This is a genomic window from Streptomyces sp. NPDC058632, from assembly GCF_042717095.1.
Lineage (GTDB): Bacteria > Actinomycetota > Actinomycetes > Streptomycetales > Streptomycetaceae > Streptomyces.
The window spans coordinates 1-22,448 of record NZ_JBHXQZ010000103.1 but is presented as its reverse complement, the minus strand read 5'-3'; the positions used below and the strand labels follow the sequence as shown (position 1 = coordinate 22,448).

Sequence of the window (22,448 nt, the reverse complement as noted above, 5' to 3'; positions counted from 1 at the left end):
GGGGGGGGCGGGGGGGGGGGGGGGCCCCCGGGGGGGGGGGGCCCGGCGGGGGCGGGGGGGCGCCCCGCACGACGCCCCGCCGAAGACCCGCCCCCACTGGGCGAGCCGGTCACGGCCCTCCACCAGCAGCAGCATCAGATAGCCGGCCGCCGCCAGCAGGAACCACAGCCAGTCGGCCCCGCCGTCGGACAGACCCGCGGCGACGGAGTACAGAGCGAGCAGCGGAAGCCCGGCCGGTGCCGCGCTGCGGAAGGTCACCGCGAGGGCGTCCACCAGCAGCCCGATCACCAGGACGCCGCCGATCAGCATCAGCCGGATGCCCTCGGACAGCGGCGCCGGTATCGCATAACGGCCGACGTCCGTGGCGCCCTGGTCGAGCAGCCCGGCGAAGAAGCGGAACGTGTCCGGTCCCGGCACCAGGCCGGCGAACGCGTGCTCACGCGCGAAGACCAGCGTCAGCAGTACCAGCGCGGCAAGCGCCTGCACCGCCACCGTCAACGGGCGCGCCAGCGGTACCCGCCGGGCCACCGCGCCCACGCCCGACTGCACCGCCAGCAGAAAGGCCGCCTGCAGGAGCCAGGAAGGCGGCTCGACCAGCGGCAGCAGCGCGCACGCGGCCAGCAGCGTGGCCGCCCACGAGGCCAGCGTCAGCCGGACTCGTCCGCTCATCCCGTTCCCTCCCCGCCGCTCGCCGCCACCAGACCGGAACGCTCCCGGTCCGCCAGCCGCCACTGCTCCTCCAGGGAAGCGCCCCGTGGCACACCCACCACCGTCCAGCCCGCCTCGCGCAGCATCCGCGACCGCTCCCCCCCACCGTCCGACGGGCCGGACGCGTCCGCCGGTTCCCGCGTCCAGGTCCCGCTGTCCAGAAGGAAGGCGACCGCGCCCCCGCTGCGCTGCCGCATCCGGGCGAGCACCGTCGCCTGCTCCTCGTCGAGATCACCGAGGAAGGCCACAAGCAGTCCCTCGCTCCCGCCGCGGACCACGTCGTACGCCCGGGACAGGCCCTCCCCGTCGGAGTGGTCGAGCACCGCGAGGGTGTCCATCATCAGCCCGGCCGCGTCCGCCGACCCCTGGCTCGCGCCCGAGAACCCGTCAAAGCCCTCGCCCGGCACCGACGTGCCGGTGTCGGTCAGCAGTCGCGCCGAGAAACCCCGCTCCAGCATGTGCGTCAGCACGGACGCCGCACCCGACACCGCCCACTCGAACGCCGAGTCCGGGCCCCCGCCCGCGTAGGCGATGGCACGGGTGTCCAGCAGCACCGAACAGCGGGCCCGCTGCGGCTGCTCCTCGCGGCGCACCATCAGCTCGCCGTAGCGCGCGGTGGAACGCCAGTGCACCCGGCGCAGATCGTCGCCGTAGCGGTAGCCGCGCGGGATCAGGTCGTCCTCGCCGGCCAGCGCCAGCGAACGCTGCCGCCCGTCGCCGTGCCCCCTGGCCTCACCGCTCAGCCGCACCGGCGGCAACGGCTCCACGCGCGGGATCACCGTCAGCGTGTCGTACGTGGAGAAGGACCGGGTCAGCTCGCACATCCCGAACGGGTCGGAGAGCCGCAGCTGCAGCGGGCCCAGCGGATAGCGGCCGCGCAGGTCGGAGCGGACCCGGTAGGACACCTCGCGGCGCCCGCCCGCCTCCACCCGGTCCAGCACGAACCGGGGCCGCGGCCCGAGCACGTAGGGCACCCGGTCCTGGAGCATGAGCAGGCCCGTGGGCATCCGGGAGACGTTGTCCATCCGCAGATGCACCCGCGCCTCGGAGCCGGCCGGTACCCGCGAGGGGGAGAGCCGGCGGCTGCCCGCGACCCGGTAGCGGGTCCGGTAGAGCACGCCCGCGCACATCAGCGGCAGCACCGCCAGCAGCAGCCCGACCCGCAGCAGATCGCTCTGCCCGAGCACGTAGGCGCAGACCGCGGCCGCCGCACCGGCGGCCAGGAAGGAGCGCCCGCGGGTGGTCAGCCCGGCCAGAGCGGTGCGCAGGCCGCCCCGGTCACCGTGGTCGCCCTCCGCGCGGACCGAACCCGCGGTCGTCATCACAGCCTCCGCGGCGGCTGCTGGCCGTACCTCGGACCGCCACGGCCCACGCCGATGCCGTTCTGCTGCGGGGCGGCGGCCGGCACCGGGGTGCGCTGCAGGATCTCCTGCACCACCTGCTCCGCCGTGCGGCGGTTGAGCTGGGCCTGGGCGGTGGGCAGCAGCCGGTGTGCCAGGACGGCCACGGCGAGTGTCTGCACGTCGTCCGGCAGCGCGTACTCCCTGCCGTTCAGCGCGGCGGACGCCTTCGCGGCGCGCAGCAGGTGCAGTGTCGCGCGCGGGGAGGCGCCGAGTCTGAGGTCGGGGTGCGTGCGGGTGGCGGCGACCAGCTCCACCACGTACCGGCGGACCGGCTCGGCCACATGGACGGCACGCACCGCCTCGATCAGCTTCAGGATCTCGTGCGCGTGCGCCACCGGCTGGAGGTCCTCCAGCGGAGAGACGCCGCCGTGCACGTCCAGCATCTGCAGCTCGGCCTCGGCGCTCGGGTAGCCGACCGAGACGCGGGCCATGAACCGGTCGCGCTGGGCCTCCGGCAGCGGATAGGTGCCCTCCATCTCGACCGGGTTCTGCGTCGCCACCACCATGAAGGGGCTGGGCAGTTCGTAGGTCGTGCCGTCGATGGTGACCTGGCGTTCCTCCATCGACTCCAGCAGCGCGGACTGCGTCTTCGGCGACGCGCGGTTGATCTCGTCGCCGATCACCACCTGCGCGAAGATGGCACCCGGCTTGAACTCGAAGTCCCGGCGCTGCTGGTCCCAGATGGACACACCGGTGATGTCCGAGGGCAGCAGGTCCGGTGTGAACTGGATGCGCTGCACCGAGCAGTCGATGGACCGCGCCAGCGCCTTGGCCAGCATCGTCTTGCCGACGCCCGGGACATCCTCGATGAGCAGATGTCCCTCGGCGAGCAGCACGGTCAGCGAGAGCCGTACGACCTCGGGCTTGCCCTCGATCACACCCTCCACCGAACCCCGCACGCGCTCGACCACGGCGGTCAGATCGTCCCCCACCCTCGAATACGCTCGGTCGGGGGCGCCCCCATGGCTCGCACGATCCTCATAGGTCGTCACCCGGCCCTCCTAGGCCTTTTCCCCCGCTCCGAAGGAACGAGGGCCCAAATGTCCGGGCCGACGCCTTGCTGCGTGGACCGGCCCACCCCGAATCACGGACACCGCGCGTGAAAAGTTCCGCACGGCACCACTCCCGCATTCTCGCCGCCGTTACCGATTCGTGTCACTCGCCTGTGGAGGACCGACGGTGGTATGCCGGGTCGTACGGACCTTCGCGGGGTGTCGTTCGGCCTCGTGACATCCGGAGAACGGGCGCGCGAACCCCGGGAGACGGACGTCCTCGGAGCGGGCCGGCGGGTCAGGCCGGGTCGATCTCGCGCAGCAGACCGGTCTTCACGTCGAAGACGAACCCGCGCACGTCGTCGGTGTGCAGCAGGAACGGCGAGGTGCGCACCCGCTGCATCGACTGCCGTACGTCCTGGTCCACGTCCCGGAAGGACTCCACGGCCCAGGCGGGACGCTGGCCGACCTCCATCTCCAGGTCGTGCCGGAACTCCTCGGTGAGGGATTCCAGACCGCAGTTGGTGTGGTGGATGAGGACCACGCTGCGGGTGCCGAGCGCCCGCTGGCTGATGGTCAGCGACCGGATCACGTCGTCGGTGACGACACCTCCGGCGTTGCGGACGGTGTGACAGTCGCCGAGCTCGAGACCGAGCGCGGCGTGCAGGTCGAGCCGGGCGTCCATACAGGCCACCACGGCGACACGGAGTACGGGCCGGGCGTCCATTCCGGGATCGGTGAAGGCGCTGGCGTACTGCTCGTTCGCGTCCACCAGACGGTCGGTGACCGTGCCCTGGCCTGCCGTCGCGCTTCCTGAGCCCGCGGGAACCGATGCAGAAGTCGTCATAACCATGACGGTACTGGTCACCCGCTCTCCGGGCCCGTTGTGAGACGGGACAAAGAACGTCATCCGCCTTTGGTGTGAGATGACCCACAAGGGGGGTGTGAGCTCTCTCGTACGGGTGGTTTCCCCGGGATGCGGTTGTCCTCGCGCCGAGGGCCGCGCCGCGCAGGCCGGTTGGTTGACCGGGCGACACCGTGGACTAAAGTGACGCGAAGCGGGAGGCGAGACTTCCCGATGCACTGATTTCCCCGGAGAACCGGGCAGCGTCCCGGAGATCTCCCCGCGTGCGCTGCGCGTACGTACGGCTCGGCCCCCTCCCGTTCCCGGCCGGCTGTCGCCTCCGGCGCCGGCAGGCCGCCCCGTCCACACCGGGGGAGGGGCGGGGGCCCCGGCGGTGCGTCACGGCCGCGCCGGACCGTGAGAAGAGGGCCCAGAAGCCATGGGGCGCGAAGCGCATGCGAACACAGGCGGGCAGACCCGGCACGTCCCGGTGATGCTCCGGCGGTGCCTGGACCTGCTGGCGCCCGCCCTGGAGCGGCCGGGAGCCGTGGTCGTCGACTGCACCCTCGGCCTCGGCGGCCACAGCGAGGCCCTGCTGACGCGGTTCCCCGAGGCGCGGCTGATCGCCCTGGACCGGGACAAGGAGGCGCTGCGCCTGTCCGGCGAGCGGCTCGCCCCCTTCGGCGAGCGCGCCACCCTGGTCCACGCCGTCTACGACGAACTTCCCGACGTGCTCGCCCGGCTCGGCGTCCCGCGCGTGCAGGGCGTCCTGTTCGACCTGGGCGTGTCCTCCATGCAGCTCGACGAGGCCGACCGGGGCTTCGCCTACGCCCAGGACGCCCCGCTCGACATGCGCATGGACCAGTCGGCCGGCATCAGCGCCGCCGAGGTCCTCAACACCTACCCGCCCGGCGACCTCGTCCGCATCCTGCGCGCCTACGGCGAGGAGAAGCAGGCCAAGCGGATCGTGGCCGCGGTGGTGCGCGAGCGGGAGAAGGAGCCGTTCACCACCAGCGCACGCCTGGTCGAGCTGATCCGCGACGCGCTGCCGCAGGCGGCCAAGCGCACCGGCGGCAACCCGGCCAAGCGCACCTTCCAGGCCCTGCGCATCGAGGTCAACGGCGAACTCTCCGTGCTGGAGCGGGCGATCCCGGCCGCGGTCAAGACGCTCGACGTCGGCGGACGGATCGCCGTGCTGTCGTACCACTCCCTGGAGGACCGGCTGGTCAAGCAGGTGCTCGCGGCGGGCGCCGCCACCACCGCGCCTCCCGGTCTGCCGGTGGTCCCCGAGCGTTACCAGCCCCGGCTCAAGCTGCTCACGCGCGGTGCCGAACTTCCCACCGAGGAGGAGATCGCCGAGAACCGGCGGGCGGCACCCGCGCGGCTGCGGGGTGCCCAGCGCGTCAGGGAGCACCTCGAATGAGGTGCGGGGCACGCGGGTACGGAAGGCAGGCTTCGGGCGAACCCAGGGGAGCGTGAGTGAGCAGGAAACCCGAACTCAGGGGGAGGGCGGCCCGTCTCGCGCAGCTCCTCCCCACGGGACGGGCCCAGGCGGCCCGTACCCCCTTCGTCCTGCTGGTCGTCCTGCTCCTGGGCGGTGGCCTGATCGGGCTCCTGGTGCTGAACTCGGCGCTCAGCGAGGGCGCGTTCCGGCTCGACGACCTCGAGCGGGAGACGAAGAGCCTCACCGACGAGGAACAGGCCCTCCAGCGGGACATCGACGCCTACTCCGCCCCCGACGCCCTCCAGCGCCGGGCCCGTGAGCTCGGCATGGTGCCCGGCGGCGACCCCGCCTTCCTGAACCCCGACGGCGAGGTCAAGGGCGTCCCCAGCCCTGCCGCCGCCTCCCGCGCCCCCCTCGTGCTCGCCCCCGAGGCGCTGGCCACCGCGACGGCCCCGCTCCCGGACACGGCACCGGGCACGGCCGCCGTACCCACGTCCACCCCCGCATCGACTCCCGGCAGGTGACGGAAGTGTCCGACAGGGAACCACCCCGCCGCCGCGTGCCCGGCCCCGCCCGCCCGGGCGCCGGGCAGCGCCCCGGGCCCGGCGCCCGGCAGGCCCGTACCCCCCGCCCGGCCCCGCGCCCCCGGCCGTCCCGCCCGGCGCCCTCGAAGGTCATCCGGCTGGGCAGCCCACGCCCCCGGCTGCGCCTGGTCGGCCTGGCGCTGGCACTGGTCCTGAGCGTCTTCGTGGTCCGCCTGCTCCAGGTGCAGGCCGTAGAGGCCGACACCTACGCGGCCAAGGCCGGACAGAACCGCTACGTCGGACAGGTACTGGACGCCGAGCGCGGCGAGATCACCGACCGCAACGGCATCGCCCTCGCGACCAGCGAGGACGCCTACGACATCACCGCAGACCCCACGATGTTCGCCCCGGACCAGCTGGAGATCTCCGACGGCCCCGAACAGGCCGCCGCCCTCCTCGCCCCGATCCTCGGCCAGGACCAGGACAAGCTGGTCGACAAACTGCGGCCGGAGAACAAGGCCCTGCGCTACGTCAAGCTCGCGAGCCGTCAGACCCCCCAGGTGTGGCAGCAGATCAAGGACCTGAAGTCCGCGCTGGCCAAGAAGGCGGAGACCGACACCTCCTCCGTCAACGTCCTCGCCGGCGTCCTGTCCGTGCCCACCAGCAAGCGGGTGTACCCCAACAACGATCTCGCCGCCGGGATACTGGGCTGGGTCAACGCCGAGGGCGAGGGCGGCGGCGGCATCGAACTCCAGCTGGACAAGCGGCTCGCCGGCGAGGACGGCAAGATCCGCTACGCCCAGTCCGGCGGCCGTCTGGTGCCGACCGCGGGCTCCACCGAGACGCCGGCCGTCCCCGGCAGCGACGTCGAGCTCACCATCGACCGCGACCTCCAGTGGGCCGCACAGAACGCCATCAGCGAGCAGGTGGAGGAGTCGAAGGCCGACCGCGGCTACGTCATCGTCCAGGACACCCGCACCGGCGAGGTCCTCGCCATGGCCAACGCGCCCGGGTTCGATCCCAATGACCTCTCCGAGGCCGATCCGGCGACCCTCGGCAACGCCGCCCTCCAGGACGCCTTCGAGCCCGGATCCACCGCCAAGCTCCTCTCCATGGCGGCCGTGCTGGAGGAGGAGGCGGCCACCCCGCAGACGCATGTCGTCGTACCCAACCGGCTGCACCGCGGCGACCGCCTGTTCAAGGACGACGTCGACCACCCGACCTGGTACCTCACCCTCAACGGGGTGCTCGCCAAGTCCAGCAACATCGGCACCATCCTGGCCACCGGCCAGCTCGGCAAGACCCAGGCCGCCGCCAACAAGGTGCTCTACGGCTACCTGCGCGCGTTCGGCCTCGGCAGCCACACCGGCCTCGGCTTCCCCGGCGAGACCAAGGGCATCCTCGCCCCGCCCGACGCCTGGTCGACCTCCCAGCAGTACACGATTCCTTTCGGCCAGGGCGTGTCCATCAACGCCATGCAGGCCGCGTCCGTCTACTCCACCATCGCCAACGGCGGCGTACGCGTCGAACCCTCACTGGTGCGCGGCACCAAGGGACCCGACGGGAGCTTCACCCCCGCCCCGAAGCCCGAGAAAACACGGGTCGTCAGCCAGAAGACGGCGACGACGCTCGCCCGGATGCTGGAGTCGGTGGTCGACGACGAGGAGGGCACCGGCACCAAGGCGCGCATCCCCGGCTACCGGGTGGCGGGGAAGACGGGTACGGCCAACCGCGTGGATCCGGCCACCGGCAAGTACCACGGCTACACCTCCTCCTTCGCCGGATTCGCGCCCGCCGACCAGCCCCGCGTCACCGTCTACTGCGTCATCCAGAACGCCACCGAGGGCAGTTACTTCGGCGGCCAGATCTGCGGACCCGTCTACAAGCAGGTCATGGAGTTCGCCCTCAAGACCCTCCAGGTGCCGCCGACCGGCGCCGAACCCGCCAACCTCCCGGTCACCTTCACACGCTGACCGGCCGCGAACCCCTCGCGTCCGGCCGGCACGGAACCACCCAGGAACAGCCCGTGACAACGACCTCCCCCGATCCCGGGAACCGGAACACCCCCCGCCCCGCACCGGAACCCGCCGCCCCGCATTCCTCCCCGCCGGACCCGCCGTCCCCGCCGGGCGGCACCGCGCGCGGCCCCCTCTTTCGCTCCTCGGCGGGTGAGCCCGGTACGCTCACCGCCGTGCCACACGCTGATCAGTCCCAAACCACTCAGAAGGGCCAACCCGTGACATTTCCCGGGCCGCCCCGGCCGGCGCGGGTCACCGCCACACCCCTCGCGGAACTCGCCGGTCAGCTGGGTGCCGCCGTGCCGCAGCGGACCGCCGACGTCACGGGCATCACCCATGACTCGCGCGCGGTGCGCCCCGGCGACCTGTACGCCGCCCTCCCCGGCGCCCGCGTGCACGGCGCCGAATTCGCCAAGCAGGCCGCGGGCCTCGGCGCGGTCGCCGTGCTCACCGACCCGAGCGGCGCCGAACGCGTCGCCGCGGCCGGACTCCCGGCCCTGGTGGTCGACGACCCCCGCGCGGGCATGGGCGAACTGGCGGCCACGATCTACGGCCACCCGGGCCGCGACCTGCTCCAGATCGGCATCACCGGCACCTCCGGCAAGACCACCACCGCCTACCTCGTCGAGGGAGGTCTGAAGACCGTCCGCAGCACGGGGCTGATCGGCACCGTCGAGATGCGCATCGGCGACGAGCGCATCAGGTCCGAACGCACCACGCCGGAGGCCACCGACCTCCAGGCCCTGTTCGCCGTCATGCGCGAACGCGGCACCGACGCGGTCGCCATGGAGGTCTCCAGCCACGCCCTCGTCCTGGGCCGGGTGGACGGCTGCGTCTTCGACATCGCCGTCTTCACCAACCTGAGCCCGGAACACATGGAGTTCCACTCCGACATGGAGGACTACTTCGCGGCCAAGGCGCAGCTGTTCACCCCGCTGCGCAGCCGGCTCGCCGTGGTCAACGCCGACGACGAGTACGGCCGCCGCCTCACCAAGGAGGCCGGCGTCCCCGTCGTCACCTACTCCGCCGAAGGGCACCCCGACGCCGACTGGCGCGCCGAGGACGTCGAGGTCGGCCCCACCGACTCCACGTTCACCGTGATCGGCCCCAAGGACGAGCGGATCACCGCCCGGTCGCCGCTGCCGGGCCCCTTCAACGTGGCCAACACCCTCGCCGCGATCGTCGCCCTCGCCGTCGCCGGACTGGACCCGCAGGCCGCCGCCGACGGTGTCGCCGCCGTCCCCGGCGTGCCCGGCCGCCTGGAGCGCGTGGACGCGGGCCAGCCGTACCTCGCGGTGGTCGACTACGCACACAAGACCGACGCCGTCGAGTCGGTGCTGCGCGCCCTGCGCAGGGTCACCGAGGGCAAGGTCCACGTGGTGCTCGGCTGCGGCGGCGACCGGGACGTCACCAAGCGCCCGGCGATGGGCGCCGCGGCGGCCCGGCTCGCCGACACCGCCGTACTGACCTCGGACAACCCCCGCTCCGAGGATCCCCTCGCGATCCTCGCCACCATGCTCCGGGGCGCGGCCTCCGTGCCCGCCCACGAGCGCGGCGAGGTACAGGTCTTCGAGGACCGGGCCGAGGCGATCGCCGCCGCCGTCGCCCGCGCGCGGCCCGGCGACGCCGTGCTGGTCGCCGGCAAGGGCCACGAGCAGGGACAGGACATCGCCGGGGTGGTGCGTCCCTTCGACGACCGCCAGGTGCTTCGCGAAGCTATCCAGCAGACCCAGGGATGAACTTGTGATCGCCCTCTCCCTCGCCGAGATCGCAGAAGTCGTCGGCGGGCAGACGTACGACATACCGGATCCGTCCGCCCCGGTCACCGGGCCGGTGGTCCGGGACTCACGGGAGGTGGTGCCGGGCAGCCTGTTCGTCGCCTTCGTCGGTGAGCGCGTGGACGGCCACGACTACGCGGCCGCGGTCGTCCGGGCCGGTGCGGCCGCCGTGCTCGCCTCCCGGCCCGTGGGGGTGCCCGCGATCGTCGTCGAGGACGTCCAGAGCGCGCTGGGCGCCCTCGCCCGGCACGTCGTACGGCGTCTCGGCGCCACCCTCGTCGCACTGACCGGCTCGGCCGGCAAGACCAGCACCAAGGACCTCATCGCGCAGGTGCTGCGGCGCAAGGCGCCGACCGTCTTCACCCCCGGCTCCCTCAACAACGAGATCGGGCTGCCGCTGACCGCGCTCACCGCCACCGGGGAAACCCGTTTCCTCGTGCTGGAGATGGGCGCCCGCGGGATCGGCCACATCCGCTACCTCACCGGCCTCACCCCGCCGAAGATCGGCCTGGTGCTCAACGTGGGCACCGCGCACATCGGCGAGTTCGGCGGCCGGGAGCAGATCGCCCGGGCCAAGGGAGAACTCGTCGAGGCGCTCCCCGAGGACGGCACCGCGGTCCTCAACGCGGACGACCCGCTCGTACGGGCCATGGCGTCCCGCACGAAGGCGAAGGTGCTCCTCTTCGGAGAGAGTGACGAAGCGGACGTTCGGGCCGAGAACGTGCGACTCATGGACAGTGGGCAGCCCTCGTTCAGGCTTCACACACCCTCCGGTGCAAGCGATGTGACCATGCGCCTGTACGGTGAGCACCACGTGTCGAACGCGCTCGCCGCGGCCGCCGTCGCCCACGAGTTGGGCATGTCCGCAGACGAGATCGCACTCGCGCTCTCCGAAGCGGGCTCCCTCTCCCGCTGGCGGATGGAGGTCACCGAGCGCCCGGACGGCGTGACGGTCGTCAACGACGCCTACAACGCGAACCCCGAGTCCATGCGAGCCGCCCTGCGCGCGCTCGCGGCCATGGGCAACGGACGTCGTACGTGGGCGGTGCTCGGCAAGATGGCCGAGCTCGGGGACGAGGCGCTCGCCGAGCACGACGCGGTCGGACGGCTCGCCGTCCGGCTCAACGTCAGCAAGCTCGTCGCGGTCGGGGGCAGGGAAGCCGCCTGGCTGCAACTGGGCGCATATAACGAGGGTTCGTGGGGTGAGGAGTCGGTGCACGTGTCCGACGCACAGGCGGCTGTCGACCTGTTGCGCAGTGAATTGCGCCAGGGAGACGTCGTTCTCGTGAAGGCGTCCCGTTCGGTCGGTCTCGAGAGCGTGGCGCAGGCGCTGCTCGCGACCGGTACCGAGGGTGAGGTCGTCACCCGATGATGAAGCAGATCCTGTTCGCAGGAGTCATTGGCCTCTTCCTGACGCTGGTCGGCACCCCGCTGCTGATCAAACTGCTCGCGCGCAAGGGGTACGGGCAGTACATCCGGGACGACGGCCCGCGCGAACACGCCAGCAAGCGCGGCACCCCGACGATGGGCGGTATCGCCTTCATCCTGGCCACGGTCGCCGCGTACTTCCTGGCCAAGCTGATCACGGTCTCCCTGGACCCGGACGCCGACGCTTCGCCGACCTTCTCGGGTCTGCTGGTGCTGGGCCTGATGGTGGGCATGGGCATCGTCGGCTTCCTGGACGACTACATCAAGATCGTCAAACGGCGTTCGCTGGGCCTGCGGGCCAAGGCGAAGATGTCCGGCCAGCTGATCGTCGGTATCGCCTTCGCCGTGCTCGCCCTGCAGTTCGCGGACAACCGCGGCAACACACCGGCGTCCACCAAGCTGTCGTTCATCACCGACTTCGGCTGGACCATCGGCCCGGTGCTGTTCGTCCTCTGGGCGCTGTTCATGATCCTCGCGATGTCGAACGGCGTGAACCTGACGGACGGTCTGGACGGCCTGGCCACCGGCGCCTCCGTCCTGGTCTTCGGCGCCTACACGTTCATCGGCGTCTGGCAGTTCCAGGAGTCCTGCGCCAACGCGCCGACCCTGACCAACCCGGGTGCCTGTTACGAGGTGAGAGACCCCCTCGACCTCGCGGTGGTCGCCTCCGCGCTGATGGGCTCCTGCCTCGGCTTCCTGTGGTGGAACACCTCGCCGGCCAAGATCTTCATGGGCGACACCGGTTCGCTCGCGCTCGGCGGCGTCCTCGCGGGCCTCGCGATCTGCTCCCGCACCGAGCTGCTGATGGCGATCCTGGGCGGCCTGTTCGTCCTCATCACCATGTCGGTGGTCATCCAGGTCGGCTCCTTCAAGCTCACCGGGAAACGCGTCTTCCGCATGGCACCGCTCCAGCACCACTTCGAACTCAAGGGATGGTCCGAAGTCCTTGTCGTGGTCCGCTTCTGGATCATCCAGGGCATCTGCGTGATCGTCGGACTCGGCCTCTTCTACGCGGGATGGGCAGCGGACAAGTGACCGCACCAGTGGCATCGCAGTCCCCGGAGCCCTACCGGTTCCGGGGCAGGCACATCACCGTCGCCGGGCTCGGCGTCTCCGGTGTCCCGGCGGCCAGGGCGCTGCACGGCCTCGGCGCGCACGTCACGGTCGTCAACGACGGCGACGACGAGCGCGCCCGGAGCCAGGCGGCCGAACTGGAACGGCTCGGCATCACCGTCCGCCTCGGCGAGCAGGCCGCGAGCACCCTCCCCGAGGGCACCGAACTCGTCGTCACCGCACCCGGCTGGAAGCCCGGCAAGCCGCTGTTCGCCGCCGCCGCACAGGCCGGCGTCCCGGTCTGGGGCGACGTCGAACTGGCCTGGCGGCTGCGCGGCCCCGACGCCCCGCCCTGGCTCGCGGTCACCGGCACCAACGGCAAGACCACCACCGTCCGGATGCTCGCCTCGATCCTCGAGGCGGCGGGCCTGCGCACCGCGGCCGTCGGCAACATCGGCGTCTCGCTGCTCGACGCGGTGCTCGGCGACGAACCCTACGACGTGCTCGCCGTGGAACTGTCCAGCTACCAGCTCCACTGGTCCTCCTCCGTGCGCGCGCACTCGGCGGCGGTGCTCAACCTCGCCCCCGACCACCTCGACTGGCACGGCTCCATGGCGGCGTACGCCGCCGACAAGGGCCGCGTCTACGAGGGCAACCGGATCGCCTGCGTCTACAACGTGGCCGACAAGGCCACCGAGGACCTGGTCCGCGAGGCCGACGTCGAGGAGGGCTGCCGCGCCGTCGGCTTCACCCTCGGCACCCCCGGACCCTCCCAACTCGGCGTCGTCGACGGCATCCTGGTCGACCGCGCCTTCGTCGCGGACCGGCACAAGAACGCCCAGGAGCTCGCCGAGGTCGGCGACGTCGACCCGCCCGCCCCGCACAACATCGCCAACGCCCTCGCCGCCGCCGCCCTCGCGCGCGCCTACGGGGTGCCGGCCGCGGCCGTACGGGACGGGCTGCGCGCCTTCACCCCGGACGCCCACCGCATCGCGCATGTCGCCGACGTGGACGAGGTCGCCTGGGTCGACGACTCCAAGGCGACCAACACCCATGCCGCACAAGCCTCGTTGGCGGCCTACGAGTCGATCGTGTGGATCGCCGGCGGACTCGCCAAGGGCGCCACCTTCGACGAGCTGGTCGCCGGTTCGGCGAAGCGCCTGCGCGGCGTCGTCCTGATCGGCGCGGACCGCGCGCTGATCCGCGAAGCCCTGGCGCGACACGCACCGGAAGTACCCGTGGTCGACCTCGCCCGGACCGACACTGGGGCGATGCTCCAGGCTGTCCAGGAGGCGAAACGGCTCGCCCGGCCCGGCGACACGGTGCTGCTGGCCCCGGCCTGCGCCTCGATGGACATGTTCGCCAACTACAACAGGCGCGGTGAGGCGTTCGCACAGGCGGTGCGCGAACTCGGTGCCTGACCCGGCCGCCTGGGCCGGGCGACCTTGGGAGGGACGCGTGGGACCGTCGAGGCACCATGGGGCGTACAACGGAGGCCGTCATGCCCACTAGCCGCACCGGACGGCCTCCCGTGCAGCGGGCGCCCCGCCGCCCCGCCGCACCCGGGCCCGCCCGCGAGAACCCCCTCCGCGCCCTCCACACACGGGCGTACAAGGCCTGGGACCGGCCGCTGACCGCCTACTACCTGATCCTCGGCGGCAGCTCGCTGATCACCGTGCTCGGCCTGGTGATGGTCTACTCGGCCTCCCAGATCACCGCGCTGCAGATGTCGCTGCCGGGCTCGTACTTCTTCCGCAAACAGCTCCTGGCCGCCGGCATCGGGGTCGTGCTGCTGCTCGCGGCCTCCCGGATGCCGGTGAGACTGCACCGGGCGCTGGCCTACCCCATCCTCGCGGGCGCCGTCTTCCTGATGGTCCTGGTGCAGGTGCCGGGGATAGGGATGGCGGTCAACGGCAACCAGAACTGGATCGCCCTCGGTGGTTCCTTCCAGCTCCAGCCCAGCGAGTTCGGCAAGCTCGCCCTGGTGCTGTGGGGGGCCGATCTGCTCGCCCGCAAGCAGGAGAAGCGGCTGCTGTCCCAGTGGAAGCACATGCTGGTGCCGCTCGTGCCGGCCGCCTTCATGCTGCTCGGGCTGATCATGCTCGGCGGCGACATGGGCACGGCGATCATCCTCACCGCGATCCTCTTCGGCCTGCTCTGGCTGGCCGGGGCGCCCACCCGGCTGTTCGTCGGTGTGCTGGCCGTCGCCGCGCTGATCGGCGCGCTCCTCATCGGGACCAGCCCGAACCGCATGGCCCGGCTCGCCTGTCTCGGCGCCACCGAGCCCCAGGCGGGCCCCGTCGACTGCTGGCAGGCCGTGCACGGGATCTACGCCCTCGCCTCCGGCGGGATCTTCGGTTCGGGGCTCGGCGCGAGTGTGGAGAAATGGGGCCAACTGCCGGAAGCCCACACCGACTTCATCTTCGCCATCACCGGTGAGGAACTGGGTCTGGCGGGGACGCTGTCGGTACTCGCCCTGTTCGCGGCTCTAGGCTATGCGGGTATCCGCGTGGCCGGACGCACGGAGGACCCCTTCGTGAGGTATGCCGCAGGAGGCGTGACCACCTGGCTCACGGCACAGGCCGTGATCAACATGGGTGCGGTCCTCGGGCTGCTCCCGATCGCCGGTGTCCCCCTCCCGCTGTTCTCCTACGGGGGCTCCGCCCTGCTGCCGACCATGTTCGCCATCGGGCTGCTGATCGCCTTCGCGCGTGACGATCCCGCTGCGCGGGCGGCGCTTGCGATGCGGCAACCCCGCTTTGGTAGAAAGCGGGGCGGGGGTCTTCAACGGCCCCGCAGATGGAACACGATGCGACGGCGCGCCACGGCGGCACGCTCGTCCGGAGAGCGGTGAATTTCGGTGCATGTCGTACTCGCCGGCGGAGGAACCGCAGGCCACATCGAGCCCGCGCTCGCCCTCGCGGATGCCCTGCGCAGGCAGGATCCGTCCGTGGGCATCACGGCCCTGGGCACGGAACGCGGTCTCGAGACACGTCTGGTACCCGAGCGCGGGTACGAACTGGCGCTGATCCCCGCCGTGCCGCTGCCACGCAAGCCCACCCCCGAGCTGATCACCGTCCCGGGACGGCTGCGCGGCACCATCAAGGCGACCGAGCAGATCCTGGAGCGCACCAAGGCGGACGCCGTGGTCGGCTTCGGCGGCTATGTCGCCCTGCCCGCCTACCTCGCCGCCAAGCGGCTCGGTGTGCCGATCGTCATCCACGAGGCCAACGCCCGCCCCGGCCTGGCCAACAAGATCGGTTCCCGGTACGCGGCCCGGGTCGCCGTCTCCACCCCGGACAGCAAGCTGCGTGACGCCCGCTACATCGGGATCCCGCTGCGCCGCTCCGTCGCCACCCTGGACCGGGCCGCCGTACGGCCCGAGGCCCGCGCCGCGTTCGGGCTCGACCCCAACCTGCCCACGCTGCTGGTCTCCGGAGGCTCGCAGGGCGCCCGCAGGCTGAACGAGGTCGTCCAGCAGGTCGCGCCGCGGCTGCAGCAGGCGGGCATCCAGATCCTGCACGCGGTCGGCCCGAAGAACGAACTGCCCCAGGTGCAGCAGATGCCGGGAATGCCCCCCTACATCCCGGTAGGTTACGTGGACCGGATGGACCTCGCGTACGCCGCGGCCGACATGATGCTCTGCCGCGCGGGCGCGATGACCGTCGCCGAACTCTCCGCCGTCGGGCTCCCGGCCGCCTACGTCCCGCTGCCCATCGGCAACGGTGAACAGCGGCTGAACGCCCAGCCGGTGGTCAAGGCCGGCGGCGGACTCCTGGTCGACGACGCGGAGCTGACGCCGGAGTGGGTGCAGCGCAACGTGCTGCCCGTACTGGCCGACCCGCACCGGCTGTACGAGATGTCCCGGGCCGCCGCCGAGTTCGGCCGCCGGGACGCCGACGACCTCCTCGTCGGCATGGTGTACGAGGCGATCGCCGCCCGCGGGCAGCGGTAGCGGGGCGGGATCCACCGGGCAGGCCTGTAGGGGCGTATGACGGAAGGCAGGGTTCGTGGCCGGATCGACGACCGCCGAGCGCGGTGAACGTCAGCGGAAGTCGTCCGGCCCGCCGCCCGTGCGGCGGCGGCTGAGGCGGCGACATCTCCGTCTGATCATCATCCTGGCGGTCGCCCTGGTATTCCTCGGCAGCGGCACGTTCTGGCTGCTGTACGGGTCCGATCTGGCCAGGGTGGAGCGGGTGTCCGTGTCCGGCACCCGGGTCCTGGGCCCCGGGGAGGTGCGCGAGGTCGCCGATGTCCCCGTCGGGGACCCGCTGGCCGCGGTGGACACGGACGCGATCGCCTCGCGGCTCCGCGAGGAGCTGCCCCGAATCGGGACAGTTGACGTGGTCCGTTCCTGGCCGCACGAAATCGGGCTGAACATCACCGAGCGCGCGCCGGTTCTTCTGGTCGAAAAGGGCGGCGAGTTCACCGAGATCGACGACGAAGGTGTCCGGTACGCCACGGTTTCCAAGGCGCCCCGAGGCGTCCCCCGGCTGGAACTGGACGTGCGCCGAAGCGGCACCACGGCCGCGAGCCTGCGCCGCTTCGGCGAGAGCCGCCTGGTGCGCGAGGCGGTACGGGTCGCGCGTGAGGTGCCGGACGCCGTCGCCCGTACCACGCGGAGCGTCGAGGTCCGTTCCTACGACGACATCTCGCTGGAACTGACGGATGGCAGGACGGTCGACTGGGGAAGCGGCGAGAATGGTGCCGCGAAGGGCCGTGCACTCACCGCTCTGCTGAAAGCCGCGCCCGACGCACGGCACTTCGATGTGAGTGTTCCCACCGCGCCCGCCTCATCAGGGAGTTGACGTACATCAGTGCAGGCCGGACCCCTGGTTGGGTGGTGCCACGGCTGATCACATAGGGTGAAAAGAAAAACGGGAGGTTCGGCGTGTTCGTTGAACGTGCGCCACTTGTCGACTTAGTGTCCTGTTCAGAAGACTCCAGGGAACAGACACACTGGTAACCCTAAACTTCAACGTTAGGGTTCGGGTCGGCGATACGGACCGTCCCCATCGGCATCAGTCGTCGGACCGCGGCACGGCCGTGGGGCGGCGACACGTAACTCGAGGCGAGAGGCCTTCGACGTGGCAGCACCGCAGAACTACCTCGCAGTCATCAAAGTCATCGGTGTCGGCGGCGGTGGTGTCAATGCCATCAACCGGATGATCGAGGTCGGTCTCAAGGGCGTCGAGTTCATCGCCATCAACACCGACGCGCAAGCCCTGTTGATGAGCGACGCCGACGTCAAGCTCGACGTCGGCCGTGAACTCACCCGCGGACTCGGCGCCGGAGCCAACCCGGCCGTCGGCCGCAAGGCGGCCGAGGACCACCGCGAGGAGATCGAGGAGGTCCTCAAGGGGGCCGACATGGTCTTCGTGACGGCCGGCGAGGGCGGCGGCACCGGCACCGGCGGTGCCCCCGTGGTGGCCAACATCGCCCGCTCGCTCGGCGCTCTCACCATCGGCGTGGTCACCCGCCCGTTCACCTTCGAGGGGCGGCGCCGCGCCAACCAGGCGGAGGACGGCATCGCCGAGCTCCGCGAAGAGGTCGACACCCTCATCGTCATCCCCAACGACCGGTTGCTGTCCATCTCGGACCGCCAGGTCTCGGTCCTGGACGCCTTCAAGTCGGCGGACCAGGTCCTGCTCTCCGGTGTCCAGGGCATCACCGACCTCATCACCACGCCCGGTCTGATCAACCTCGACTTCGCCGACGTCAAGTCGGTCATGTCCGAGGCCGGGTCGGCCCTCATGGGCATCGGCTCGGCCCGCGGCGACGACCGCGCGGTGGCCGCCGCCGAGATGGCGATCTCCTCACCGCTGCTGGAAGCCTCCATCGACGGCGCCAGGGGCGTCCTGCTCTCCATCTCCGGCGGCAGCGACCTCGGCCTGTTCGAGATCAACGAGGCCGCCCAGCTGGTGAGCGAGGCGGCCCACCCCGAGGCCAACATCATCTTCGGCGCGGTGATCGACGACGCCCTCGGCGACGAGGTCCGGGTCACGGTGATCGCGGCCGGCTTCGACGGTGGCCAGCCGCCCTCGAAGCGGGACAACGTCCTCGGCTCCTCCTCGGCCAAGCGCGAGGAGCCCGCCCCCGCGCGGCAGCCCGAGAGCCGCCCGTCCTTCGGCTCCCTGGGCAGCGTCACGCCCAAGGAGGAGCCGGAGCAGGCCCCCGAGCCGGTCAGTGACCTCCCGGCCGCCCAGCCGCCCGTCCCGCCGTCCCGTACCTACGCGGACAGCGCGGCCGAGGAGCTGGACGTACCGGACTTCCTCAAGTGATAGGACAGCGTGACAGCGTGCGCGGCGCGCACTTCGCCCTCACCGACCGGTGGGGCGGGGTGAGCGCCGCTCCGTATGCGGAGCTCAACCTCGGCGGGGCGGTCGGCGACGACTCCGGCGCCGTACGCACCAACCGTGAACTGACCGCGAAGTCCCTCGGTCTGGACCCGGCCCGGGTGGTCTGGATGAACCAGGTGCACGGGGCCGACGCGGTCGTGGTGGACGAGCCGTGGGGCGAGGGTCCCGTTCCCGGGGCCGACGCGGTGGTCACCGCGCGGCGGGGCCTCGCCCTCGCCGTGCTCACCGCCGACTGCGTCCCGGTGCTGCTCGCCGACCCCGTCGCCGGTGTTGTCGCGGCGGCCCACGCGGGCCGGCCCGGACTGGTCGCGGGGGTGGTCCCCGCCGCCGTACGGGCCATGACGGAACTCGGCGCCGATCCGGCCCGGATCGTCGCCCGCACCGGCCCCGCGGTCTGCGGCCGGTGCTACGAGGTGCCGGAGCGGATGCGCGCCGACGTGACCGCCGTCGAGCCGGCGGCGTACGCCGGGACGAGCAGGGGCACACCGGCGGTCGATGTGGCCGGGGGTGTGCACGCCCAGCTCGAACGGCTCGGGGTGGGCGACCGGGAGCGGTCGCCGGTGTGCACGCTGGAGTCGGACGATCATTTCTCGTACCGGCGGGACCGCACCACCGGGCGGCTCGCGGGCTATGTGTGGCTGGACTGATGGGGCATGACGGACCGCAAGGATGAAATCGCCGCGAATCTCGCGGATGTGGAGGAACGGATCGCCGCCGCGTGCGCGGCCGCCGGGCGCGGGCGCGAGGAGGTGACCCTGATCGTGGTCACCAAGACCTTCCCCGCGAGTGATGTGCGGATCCTGTCGGAACTCGGTGTGCGCCATGTCGCCGAGAACCGCGACCAGGACGCCGCCCCGAAAGCCGCCGAATGCGCGGACCTGCCCCTTGAATGGCACTTTGTCGGACAACTTCAGACCAACAAAGTGCGCTCTGTGGTCGGTTATGCCGATTTCGTGCAGTCGGTCGACCGTTCCCGACTGGTCACGGCGCTCTCGAAGGAGGCCGTGCGGACCGGGCGCGAGCTGGGCTGCCTCATCCAGGTCGCGCTCGACGCCGGCGAGAGCGGCCGGGGGGAGCGCGGTGGCGTGGCGCCGGGCGGCGTCGCGGAGTTGGCCGGTCTCGTCGCCGGGGCCGAAGGGCTGCGGCTGGACGGACTGATGACCGTCGCCCCGCTCACCGGGGAGTACGCCGGGCGTCAACAGGCCGCGTTCGAGCGCTTGGTGGTTTTGTCGACCGACCTGCGCGCGGCCCATCCTGCTGCGAACATGGTCTCCGCGGGGATGAGTGCGGATCTCGAACAGGCTGTTGCGGCCGGAGCGACACATGTGCGCGTCGGCAGTGCGGTACTCGGAGTCCGCTCCGGGCTCGGGTAACGTCGCCAGGAAGTCGGACCACAGTAGAAAATATGGTCATTGCCGCTGATCGGCGGACTGAGGACCTTGTGGATCGCGGGCACTTGGCGGTCGTCAGCGGATCCACCACAGAGCGGAGGGCACGGAGAATGGCCGGCGCGATGCGCAAGATGGCGGTCTACCTCGGCCTCGTGGAGGACGATGGGTACGACGGCCGCGGATTTGACCCAGACGACGACTTCGAACCCGAACTCGACCCGGAGTCCGAGCGGGACCACCGGCGGCACGAGCCGTCGCACCAGTCGCACAGTGCGCACGGGGCACATCAACTCCAAAGGGACGAAGAGGTGCGAGTCGCCCAGCCGCCCCCGCCTCGCGAACCGGTCGCCCGGTCCGCTTCGCTTCCCGCTGAATCGGCACGCCCGGCGCGCATCGCGCCCGTGGCATCCATCACACAAGAACGCGCCAGCCTGGAGAAGAACGCACCGGTGATCATGCCCAAGGTCGTGTCGGAACGAGAGCCTTACCGGATCACCACACTTCACCCGCGGACCTACAACGAGGCCCGTACCATCGGGGAACACTTCCGCGAAGGCACGCCGGTGATCATGAATCTGACTGAGATGGACGACACAGATGCCAAGCGACTTGTCGACTTTGCGGCCGGTTTGGTGTTTGGTCTTCACGGCAGCATCGAGCGGGTGACGCAGAAGGTCTTCCTCCTGTCTCCTGCTAACGTCGATGTCACGGCGGAGGACAAGGCCCGTATCGCAGAGGGCGGGTTCTTCAACCAGAGCTGAGACGCAGGACCTGACAGAAGCAGGACACAGGGGAGAGGGACAGACAGACCATGAGCGTGTTCGCGCAGGTGATCTACATCGCGCTGATGGTGTTCCTCATCGTGCTCATCTTCCGTCTGGTCATGGACTACGTCTTCCAGTTCGCCCGCTCGTGGCAACCCGGCAAGGCGATGGTGGTCGTCCTGGAGGCCACCTACACTGTCACCGATCCACCGCTGAAGCTTCTGCGGCGGTTCATCCCGCCGCTGCGTCTCGGGGGCGTGGCGCTCGACCTGTCCTTCTTCGTACTGATGATCATTGTCTACATCCTGATCTCCCTCGTGGGCAGTGCGCTGAGGTGACTGTGGACGACATGGGCCTGCCGACTGCCGATGACTACGTTGAGGTGAAGAGATGCCGTTGACCCCCGAGGACGTGCGGAACAAGCAGTTCACGACCGTCCGCCTCCGAGAAGGCTATGACGAGGACGAGGTCGATGCCTTCCTCGATGAGGTCGAAGCCGAACTGACGCGCCTGCTCCGCGAGAACGAGGACCTGCGCGCCAAACTGGCCGCGGCCACGCGCGCCGCTGCCCAGAACCAGCAGAACATGCGCAAGCCTCCGGAACAGCAGGACCAGCAGCAGCAGCAACAGCAACAGCAACAACAGCAGCAGGGGCCGCCCCAGGGGATGCCCCAGCAGGGCATGCGAGGTCCCGGCGGTCCGGTGCCCGCCGGCATATCGGGCCCGCCGCAGCAGCAGATGGGTGGCCCCATGGGTGGTCCGCCCCAGCTGCCGAGCGGTGCGCCGCAGCTGCCCGCCGGCCCCGGCGGTCAGGGCGGTCCGCAGGGTCCCGGCCCGATGGGTCAGGGTCCCGGTCCCATGGGCCAGGGCGGCCCGATGGGCCAGGGTGGCCCGATGCAGGGGCAGATGGGCCAGGGCGGCCCGATGCAGGGCCAGATGCAGGGCCAGATGGGCCAGGGCGGCCCGATGCAGGGCCAGATGCAGGGCCAGATGGGTCACGGCGGTCCGATGGGTGGCCCCGGCGGCCCCATGGGCGGCCTTCCCGGACAGCAGGGCGGCCCCGGCGGAGACAGTGCGGCCCGCGTGCTCTCGCTGGCCCAGCAGACCGCCGACCAGGCGATCGCCGAGGCCCGTTCCGAAGCCAACAAGATCGTCGGCGAGGCGCGTTCGCGTGCCGAGGGTCTCGAGCGGGACGCCCGCGCCAAGGCGGACGCCCTGGAGCGGGACGCGCAGGAGAAGCACCGCGTCGCGATGGGCTCCCTGGAGTCCGCCCGCGCCACGCTGGAGCGCAAGGTCGAGGATCTGCGCGGCTTCGAGCGCGAGTACCGCACGCGGCTGAAGTCCTACCTGGAGTCGCAGCTGCGTCAGCTGGAGACCCAGGCGGACGACTCGCTCGCCCCGCCGCGTCAGCCCGCCGCCCCGTCGCTGCCGCCGTCCCCGGCGCCCTCCATGGCTCCGGCCGGTGCCGGTGCGCCGTCCTACGGCGGCAACCAGCAGATGGGCGGTGGTCCCGGCCAGTCCGGCCCGTCGTACGGCGGTGGCCAGCAGCAGATGCAGCCGGCGATGACCCAGCCCATGGCGCCGGTGCGTCCGCAGGGACCGTCGCCGATGGGTCAGGCGCCCTCGCCGATGCGCGGGTTCCTGATCGACGAGGACGACAACTGACGGCCTGATGGCCATGAGTACGGCGTAACGGCCGGCAGCGTTCAGGGGGGGGCCCGGGGTTCGAGAACCCGGGGCCC

At 71.4% G+C, this 22,448-nt stretch carries 20 protein-coding genes; 16 read left to right on the top strand and 4 right to left on the bottom strand.

From position 1 onward, the window contains the following. From ACFWVE_RS29740 to ACFWVE_RS29725, 4 genes are all read right to left on the bottom strand, one after another. The coding region (locus ACFWVE_RS29740) for a DUF3488 domain-containing protein (RefSeq protein WP_384020547.1) at positions 1 to 669 on the bottom strand (669 nt) is incomplete at its 3' end. Next, positions 666 to 2,030 carry a DUF58 domain-containing protein gene (locus ACFWVE_RS29735; RefSeq protein WP_384020544.1) on the bottom strand — a complete coding sequence of 455 codons (1,365 nt, stop codon included), beginning with the start codon at positions 2,028 to 2,030 and terminating at the stop codon, positions 666 to 668. The genes ACFWVE_RS29740 and ACFWVE_RS29735, both read right to left, overlap by 4 nt. Next, the gene (locus ACFWVE_RS29730; protein ID WP_384020541.1) at positions 2,030 to 3,103 is read right to left on the bottom strand and encodes an AAA family ATPase; all 1,074 of its coding nucleotides are present in this window, start codon (positions 3,101 to 3,103) and stop codon (positions 2,030 to 2,032) included. Before ACFWVE_RS29730 ends, ACFWVE_RS29735 begins: the two co-directional genes overlap by 1 nt. Positions 3,104 to 3,401: 298 nt before the next feature. Further along, positions 3,402 to 3,950 carry a beta-class carbonic anhydrase gene (locus ACFWVE_RS29725; RefSeq protein WP_384020539.1) on the bottom strand — a complete coding sequence of 183 codons (549 nt, stop codon included), beginning with the start codon at positions 3,948 to 3,950 and terminating at the stop codon, positions 3,402 to 3,404. A gap of 436 nt (positions 3,951 to 4,386) precedes the next feature. Between ACFWVE_RS29725 and rsmH the strand changes: the two genes are divergently transcribed. From rsmH to ACFWVE_RS29645, 16 genes are all read left to right on the top strand, one after another. Then, on the top strand, positions 4,387 to 5,370 hold the full coding sequence (gene rsmH / locus ACFWVE_RS29720; RefSeq protein WP_384020536.1) for a 16S rRNA (cytosine(1402)-N(4))-methyltransferase RsmH: 984 nt from the start codon (positions 4,387 to 4,389) through the stop codon (positions 5,368 to 5,370). Between the two features lie 56 nt (positions 5,371 to 5,426). Then, positions 5,427 to 5,915 carry a septum formation initiator family protein gene (locus ACFWVE_RS29715; protein ID WP_384020533.1) on the top strand — a complete coding sequence of 163 codons (489 nt, stop codon included), beginning with the start codon at positions 5,427 to 5,429 and terminating at the stop codon, positions 5,913 to 5,915. A 5-nt stretch (positions 5,916 to 5,920) separates the two neighbouring features. Continuing rightward, positions 5,921 to 7,888 carry a peptidoglycan D,D-transpeptidase FtsI family protein gene (locus ACFWVE_RS29710; RefSeq protein ID WP_384020530.1) on the top strand — a complete coding sequence of 656 codons (1,968 nt, stop codon included), beginning with the start codon at positions 5,921 to 5,923 and terminating at the stop codon, positions 7,886 to 7,888. A gap of 263 nt (positions 7,889 to 8,151) precedes the next feature. Continuing rightward, positions 8,152 to 9,672 (top strand): UDP-N-acetylmuramoyl-L-alanyl-D-glutamate--2,6-diaminopimelate ligase, encoded by a 1,521-nt coding sequence (locus ACFWVE_RS29705; RefSeq protein WP_384020528.1) that lies wholly within the window; start codon positions 8,152 to 8,154, stop codon positions 9,670 to 9,672. Between the two features lie 4 nt (positions 9,673 to 9,676). Next, positions 9,677 to 11,083, top strand: a complete 1,407-nt coding sequence (murF, locus tag ACFWVE_RS29700) for a UDP-N-acetylmuramoyl-tripeptide--D-alanyl-D-alanine ligase (protein ID WP_384020525.1) — start codon at positions 9,677 to 9,679, stop codon at positions 11,081 to 11,083. Beyond that, complete coding sequence (gene mraY / locus ACFWVE_RS29695; RefSeq protein WP_384020564.1) at positions 11,083 to 12,174, top strand: phospho-N-acetylmuramoyl-pentapeptide-transferase; 1,092 nt, start codon at positions 11,083 to 11,085, stop codon at positions 12,172 to 12,174. Before murF ends, mraY begins: the two co-directional genes overlap by 1 nt. Further along, the gene (gene murD / locus ACFWVE_RS29690) at positions 12,156 to 13,613 is read left to right on the top strand and encodes a UDP-N-acetylmuramoyl-L-alanine--D-glutamate ligase (protein ID WP_384020523.1); all 1,458 of its coding nucleotides are present in this window, start codon (positions 12,156 to 12,158) and stop codon (positions 13,611 to 13,613) included. The genes mraY and murD overlap by 19 nt, the downstream gene beginning before the upstream one ends. Before the next feature lie 80 nt (positions 13,614 to 13,693). After that, positions 13,694 to 15,046: a putative lipid II flippase FtsW gene (gene ftsW, locus ACFWVE_RS29685; protein WP_384020520.1), complete on the top strand. Its 1,353-nt coding sequence runs from the start codon at positions 13,694 to 13,696 to the stop codon at positions 15,044 to 15,046. Between the two features lie 6 nt (positions 15,047 to 15,052). Then, the gene (gene murG / locus ACFWVE_RS29680) at positions 15,053 to 16,147 is read left to right on the top strand and encodes an undecaprenyldiphospho-muramoylpentapeptide beta-N-acetylglucosaminyltransferase (protein ID WP_384020517.1); all 1,095 of its coding nucleotides are present in this window, start codon (positions 15,053 to 15,055) and stop codon (positions 16,145 to 16,147) included. A gap of 55 nt (positions 16,148 to 16,202) precedes the next feature. Beyond that, positions 16,203 to 17,000 carry a cell division protein FtsQ/DivIB gene (locus tag ACFWVE_RS29675; protein ID WP_384020514.1) on the top strand — a complete coding sequence of 266 codons (798 nt, stop codon included), beginning with the start codon at positions 16,203 to 16,205 and terminating at the stop codon, positions 16,998 to 17,000. Between the two features lie 279 nt (positions 17,001 to 17,279). Continuing rightward, entirely contained in the window at positions 17,280 to 18,473 is a 1,194-nt protein-coding gene (gene ftsZ, locus ACFWVE_RS29670; RefSeq protein WP_384020511.1) for a cell division protein FtsZ, read from the top strand. Continuing rightward, positions 18,470 to 19,198 carry a peptidoglycan editing factor PgeF gene (pgeF, locus tag ACFWVE_RS29665; RefSeq protein WP_384020508.1) on the top strand — a complete coding sequence of 243 codons (729 nt, stop codon included), beginning with the start codon at positions 18,470 to 18,472 and terminating at the stop codon, positions 19,196 to 19,198. Before ftsZ ends, pgeF begins: the two co-directional genes overlap by 4 nt. A gap of 6 nt (positions 19,199 to 19,204) precedes the next feature. After that, a complete protein-coding gene (locus tag ACFWVE_RS29660) occupies positions 19,205 to 19,924 on the top strand; it encodes a YggS family pyridoxal phosphate-dependent enzyme (protein WP_384020505.1) in 720 nt (239 codons plus the stop codon). A 128-nt stretch (positions 19,925 to 20,052) separates the two neighbouring features. Further along, entirely contained in the window at positions 20,053 to 20,703 is a 651-nt protein-coding gene (locus tag ACFWVE_RS29655; protein ID WP_384020502.1) for a cell division protein SepF, read from the top strand. A gap of 50 nt (positions 20,704 to 20,753) precedes the next feature. Next, positions 20,754 to 21,044 (top strand): YggT family protein, encoded by a 291-nt coding sequence (locus ACFWVE_RS29650; RefSeq protein ID WP_109383520.1) that lies wholly within the window; start codon positions 20,754 to 20,756, stop codon positions 21,042 to 21,044. A gap of 52 nt (positions 21,045 to 21,096) precedes the next feature. Continuing rightward, the gene (locus tag ACFWVE_RS29645; protein WP_384020499.1) at positions 21,097 to 22,371 is read left to right on the top strand and encodes a DivIVA domain-containing protein; all 1,275 of its coding nucleotides are present in this window, start codon (positions 21,097 to 21,099) and stop codon (positions 22,369 to 22,371) included. Positions 22,372 to 22,448: the final 77 nt, after the last annotated feature.

What these genes read in the sequence shown, in the direction of transcription:
- ACFWVE_RS29660 (WP_384020505.1), top strand. Translation starts at nt 19,205, where the DNA reads ATGACGGACCGCAAGGATGAAATCGCCGCGAATCTCGCGGATGTGGAG.
- ACFWVE_RS29645 (WP_384020499.1), top strand. Translation starts at nt 21,097, where the DNA reads ATGCCGTTGACCCCCGAGGACGTGCGGAACAAGCAGTTCACGACCGTC.
- rsmH (WP_384020536.1), top strand. Translation starts at nt 4,387, where the DNA reads ATGGGGCGCGAAGCGCATGCGAACACAGGCGGGCAGACCCGGCACGTC.
- ftsW (WP_384020520.1), top strand. Translation starts at nt 13,694, where the DNA reads ATGCCCACTAGCCGCACCGGACGGCCTCCCGTGCAGCGGGCGCCCCGC.
- murD (WP_384020523.1), top strand. Translation starts at nt 12,156, where the DNA reads ATGGGCAGCGGACAAGTGACCGCACCAGTGGCATCGCAGTCCCCGGAG.
- ACFWVE_RS29650 (WP_109383520.1), top strand. Translation starts at nt 20,754, where the DNA reads ATGAGCGTGTTCGCGCAGGTGATCTACATCGCGCTGATGGTGTTCCTC.
- ACFWVE_RS29655 (WP_384020502.1), top strand. Translation starts at nt 20,053, where the DNA reads ATGGCCGGCGCGATGCGCAAGATGGCGGTCTACCTCGGCCTCGTGGAG.
- ACFWVE_RS29725 (WP_384020539.1), bottom strand. Translation starts at nt 3,950, where the DNA reads ATGACGACTTCTGCATCGGTTCCCGCGGGCTCAGGAAGCGCGACGGCA.
- ACFWVE_RS29735 (WP_384020544.1), bottom strand. Translation starts at nt 2,030, where the DNA reads ATGACGACCGCGGGTTCGGTCCGCGCGGAGGGCGACCACGGTGACCGG.
- mraY (WP_384020564.1), top strand. Translation starts at nt 11,083, where the DNA reads ATGAAGCAGATCCTGTTCGCAGGAGTCATTGGCCTCTTCCTGACGCTG.